This window comes from Streptomyces sp. (assembly GCF_050698815.1).
Taxonomy (GTDB): domain Bacteria; phylum Actinomycetota; class Actinomycetes; order Streptomycetales; family Streptomycetaceae; genus Streptomyces.
The window spans coordinates 1-4,340 of sequence record NZ_JBOHCV010000076.1 but is presented as its reverse complement, the minus strand read 5'-3'; the positions used below and the strand labels follow the sequence as shown (position 1 = coordinate 4,340).

General features: G+C 74.2%; 3 protein-coding genes. 2 read left to right on the top strand and 1 reads right to left on the bottom strand.

Annotated elements, in window-relative coordinates:
- A partial coding sequence (locus ACRDP3_RS03170; RefSeq protein ID WP_431515260.1) for an FHA domain-containing protein occupies nt 1–1,127 on the bottom strand: 1,127 nt, incomplete at its 3' end.
- 478 nt (nt 1,128–1,605) lie between these two features.
- Between ACRDP3_RS03170 and ACRDP3_RS03165 the strand changes: the two genes are divergently transcribed.
- Together ACRDP3_RS03165 and ACRDP3_RS03160 are read left to right on the top strand one after the other, a co-directional pair.
- On the top strand, nt 1,606–3,210 hold the full coding sequence (locus ACRDP3_RS03165; protein ID WP_431515259.1) for a serine/threonine-protein kinase: 1,605 nt from the start codon (nt 1,606–1,608) through the stop codon (nt 3,208–3,210).
- A 120-nt stretch (nt 3,211–3,330) separates the two neighbouring features.
- Nucleotides 3,331–4,340, top strand: a 1,010-nt coding sequence (locus ACRDP3_RS03160; protein ID WP_431515258.1) for a serine/threonine-protein kinase, incomplete at its 3' end; no start/stop codon positions are given.

Here is a 4,340-nt window from a genome sequence, read left to right as displayed (position 1 = left end):
GGGCGGGCGCCGCCCGCGAAGCGGCGGGCCCAGGCGCCCAGACCGCGTGCGCGCGGTCGCTCCGCCTCGGGCTCGCCCGGTCCTTCGGCCGCGTGCTGCCCGAACCGCACCGGATACCGGGCGTGCTGGGCGATACCGGCGCCGTGCGTGCTGCCGTCGCCGGGGAACGGTCCGCCCCCTGCGTACGGGTGGCCGCCGGCCGGACCGCTCGCCGGGGCACTCCCCGGCCGGCCGGGCTGCGACGGTACAGCGCCGCTCCCCTCCCTGCCCGGCAGCTGTCCCGTCCCCTCCAGGCCGGGTACGCGCGACGCCTCGCCCGCGAGCCCCTCCCGCGGGTCCAGCAGCCGCAGTCGCCCCTTGCCGTCCGGCAGCGTGGCCAGCGAGGCGGGCAGGGCCGGCACGGGAGCAGCGGCGCCCGGGGCCGGATGGGCCGCTTCCACGGCTTCGGCACCCCCGGCCGCACCCCCCGCCGCCAGGCCGCCGTCCGGCGGCGCGGTCTCCAGCCGGATCTCCGACTCCCCGATCCGCAGCGTCGAACCGGGCTGGAAGAGCACCGGCCGGCGCCCTACGGGTGCGCCGTCCAGCGAGGTGCCGTTGGTGGATCCGAGATCGGTGACCGTGACGGCTCCGCCGTCGGTCACCGTCACCGCGCAGTGCAGCCGCGAGACGTCGGGGTCATCGAGCGGCACGTCGGTGTCGGCCGAGCGGCCGAGTTGGACCTTGCCGCCCTGAAGCAGGTGTATGCCGCCCGCGTCCGGTCCCGCGATCACGTGCAGCCGTGCCTTCGCCGAACCGTACGCGGCGAGGCCGGCCGTGGTCGCCGGGAGCGCCGGCCCGTGCAGCGAGACGACAGCGCCGTCCAGGAGCGGGGGTTCGCCCAGCACCTGGCGATGGGGGTCGAGGCGCTCCGTCCCGGCGTAGACCGCCGTGGAGTCCGCGGTGGACTCGGCGCCGCCGCCCGCCCCCGCGCCGCCGCCCGCCGAGGCGAGCGCGCCGGTGACTGCTGACAGCGGCGTCCCGAACGGGGCGGTGACCACGACGTCGCACGCCGCTCGCGCGCCCGCCGCCTCTCCCGCACCCCGGCCGCTCCCGCGCGACCCGAACGTGACAGTCAACCGGATCTGCATCGGCCCCTCCCGGTCCCAACAACCGATCCACGGGTGTGCCCGCTCCGGCGCCCGACGAGGCGGTCACCCTCGCCGCGCACCCGCTTCCGGCACACATGTCCCCTACGGCGCCACACTGACGCGCCACGCGATCGCGCACACTGCTTTCAGCCTTGAACTGTCAGCGGCGTGAGCATCCTCGCACCCGCCACTGACACCGCGCCGCGCCCGCGTCCTCCAATGATCTTGATTGCCCGGCTCGGCGCGCAAGAGGGCGTCTTGGGATCGTCCGCTGACCAGGGCCGGGCCGGTCCTGACCGCGGCTGTCCGGAGCCGGGCCCAACGGGTGTTCCCGCCGCCGCCGTGAGTCCGCAACCGCCCGCCCGTGACATGCGTCTCTCCCCGAAGTCCGCCCACTCTCCACAAGAGCCGGTTCGACCGTTCGCGAGGCGGCACTATTGTGGGTGGGATTGCAGTACGACACCAGGGAGCGCATGACGTGCGGCCGGTAGGCAGCAAGTACCTGCTCGAGGAACCGATCGGGCGCGGTGCCACGGGCACCGTGTGGCGGGCGAGTCAGCGGGAGACGGCGGGCGCCGAGGCGGCCGTGCCGGGGCAGCCCGGTGAGACGGTGGCGATCAAGGTCCTCAAGGAGGAGCTGGCGAACGACCCGGACGTGGTCATGCGCTTTTTGCGCGAGCGTTCCGTCCTGCTCCGTCTGACGCACCACAACATCGTCCGCACCCGCGACCTCGTCGTGGAGGGCGATCTGCTCGCCCTGGTGATGGACCTGGTCCAGGGTCCGGATCTGAACCGCTATCTGCGGGAGAACGGCCCGTTCTCGCCGGTGGGCGCCGCTCTGGTGACCGCCCAGGTCGCCGACGCGCTGGCCGCCAGCCACACCGACGGCATCGTGCACCGTGACCTCAAGCCCGCCAACGTGCTGCTCGCCGCCGGCCCGGAAGGCATGCGGCCGATGCTCACCGACTTCGGCATCGCGCGGCTGGCGGACTCGCCCGGCCTGACCCAGGCCCATGAGTTCGTCGGTACGCCCGCCTATGTGGCGCCCGAGTCCGCCGAGGGCCGCCCGCAGACCTCCGCCGTGGACGTCTACGGCGCGGGCATCATGCTGTACGAGCTGGTCACCGGACGCCCGCCGTTCGCGGGCAATACGGCGCTCGAGGTGCTGCACCGCCACCTCTCCGAGGAGCCGCAGCGCCCGCCGAGCGTGCCCGACCCGCTGTGGACGGTGCTGGAGCGGTGTCTGCGCAAGCGCCCCGAGGAGCGGCCCAGCGCCGTCAGCCTCGCGCAGGCGCTGCGTACGGTCGCCGGTGGCGTGGGCGCGCAGGCCACACCGGAGCAGGCCACCGCCGCGCTCGGTGTCGCCGCGCTGCTGATGCCGGATCCGTCGCCCGCGACGGTCCCGGACGCGCCCCTCGCCGGTGCGGCCGGATTCGGCGACCCCACGCAGGTGCTGCCGCACTCCGCGCCCGGGCAGGGACCGGGCCAGGGACAGTCCGGGTACGACCCGAACGCGGCCACCAGCTATCTGCAGCAGACCGGCGCCCCCGGACCGGGCCAGGATCCGAACGCCGAGGGCACGCAGGTCATGCCGCCGGTTACCGGCGGGCCCCCGCAGCCCCCGGACGGGCCGCATCCCTGGGAGAACCAGCTGCGCGCGGCCCGCGACCGTAACGAGCAGACGCAGGTCCAGCCGCTCGACCCGAGTCTGGACCCGCTGCGCCGTCGTCCGCAGCGCCGCTCCGACCAGCCGCCGCCCCAGCAGTACAGGCAGCAGTACGGGCAGCAGCAGCGCCGCCCCGCAGAGCGGCCGCCCCAGCGCTACGAGCCCCGGCGACCGCCGCCGCAGGAGCCGCGCCCCCGGCGCGAGCCCCGCGCCCGCGGCGCGAACCCGATGCACATCCCCGGGCTCGGCTGTCTCAAGGGCTGCCTGTTCATGATCATGATCCTGGTCGTGATCTGCGTACTGGTGTGGAACTTCACTCCCCTTCCCGAGTGGTGGGCGCAGGGCAAGAGTTTCTGGGAGTCGGTACAGGACTTCTTCAGCAAGGTCGGAGATCTGGGCGCCAGTGGCAACAATTGACCGGAGCGGCACGTGAGTTCGGGGATTTGTCGACTTCCCGCTGGGGATTTCCCCCGCGAAGGTGACGGTTAGCGGCATCCGGGGCCCTCAACCCCCCTTTCGCCGCGTAGCTTTGTCGTCATGGCTCGGAAGATCGGCAGTCGCTACACCGCTCACCAGATCCTGGGACGTGGCAGCGCCGGCACGGTGTGGCTGGGTGAGGGACCCGGTGGCCCCGTCGCCATCAAGCTCCTGCGCGAGGACCTCGCCTCGGACGAGGACCTGGTGGAGCGGTTCGTGCGGGAGCGCAGCGCGCTGCTCGCCCTGGACCATCCACGGGTGGTCGGCGTCCGCGACCTCGTCGTGGACGGCAACGACCTGGCGCTCGTCATGCAGTTGGTCCGCGGTACGGATCTGCGTACCCGCCTGGAACACGACCGCCGGCTCGCCCCACAGCCCGCGGTGGCCATCGTGGCCGACATCGCCGACGGGCTCGCCGCCGCGCACGCCGCGGGCATCGTGCACCGCGACATCAAGCCGGAGAACGTGCTGCTGGACGCGGTCGCCCCGGCCGGTCCCGGCGGCGCGCCGCCCGCGCTGCTCACGGACTTCGGTGTCGCCAAGCTGATCGACCTGCCCCGGCGCACGCGCGCCACGTCGATCATCGGCACCCCCGACTACCTCGCGCCGGAGATCGTGGAGGGCCTGCCGCCCCGCGCCTCCGTGGACATATACGCCCTGGCCACGGTGTTGTACGAACTGCTCGCGGGCTTCACGCCGTTCGGCGGCGGGCACCCCGGCGCGGTCCTGCGCCGCCATGTCACGGAGACGGTGGCGCCACTCCCCGGCATCCCGGACGAGCTGTGGCAGCTGATCCACCAGTGCCTGGCGAAGGCTCCCGCCTCACGGCTGCGCGCGGTCGAGGTGGCCGCCCGGCTTCGCGAACTGCTGCCGGGCCTGGCCGGCCTCCCGACGCTGGACATCGACGAGCAGCCCGAGGAGTTCTACGAGAGTGGCCCCGACGGGTACGGGCAGGGGTCTCCCGGGGGCGAGGGACACCCGAGTCCGGCGGCCGGGCCGGGTGCGCCCGGGGAGCCGGGGACGTCCGGACCGGGCGGGGGCCGCCGGGCGGTGCCGCTGGTGCACGGCGG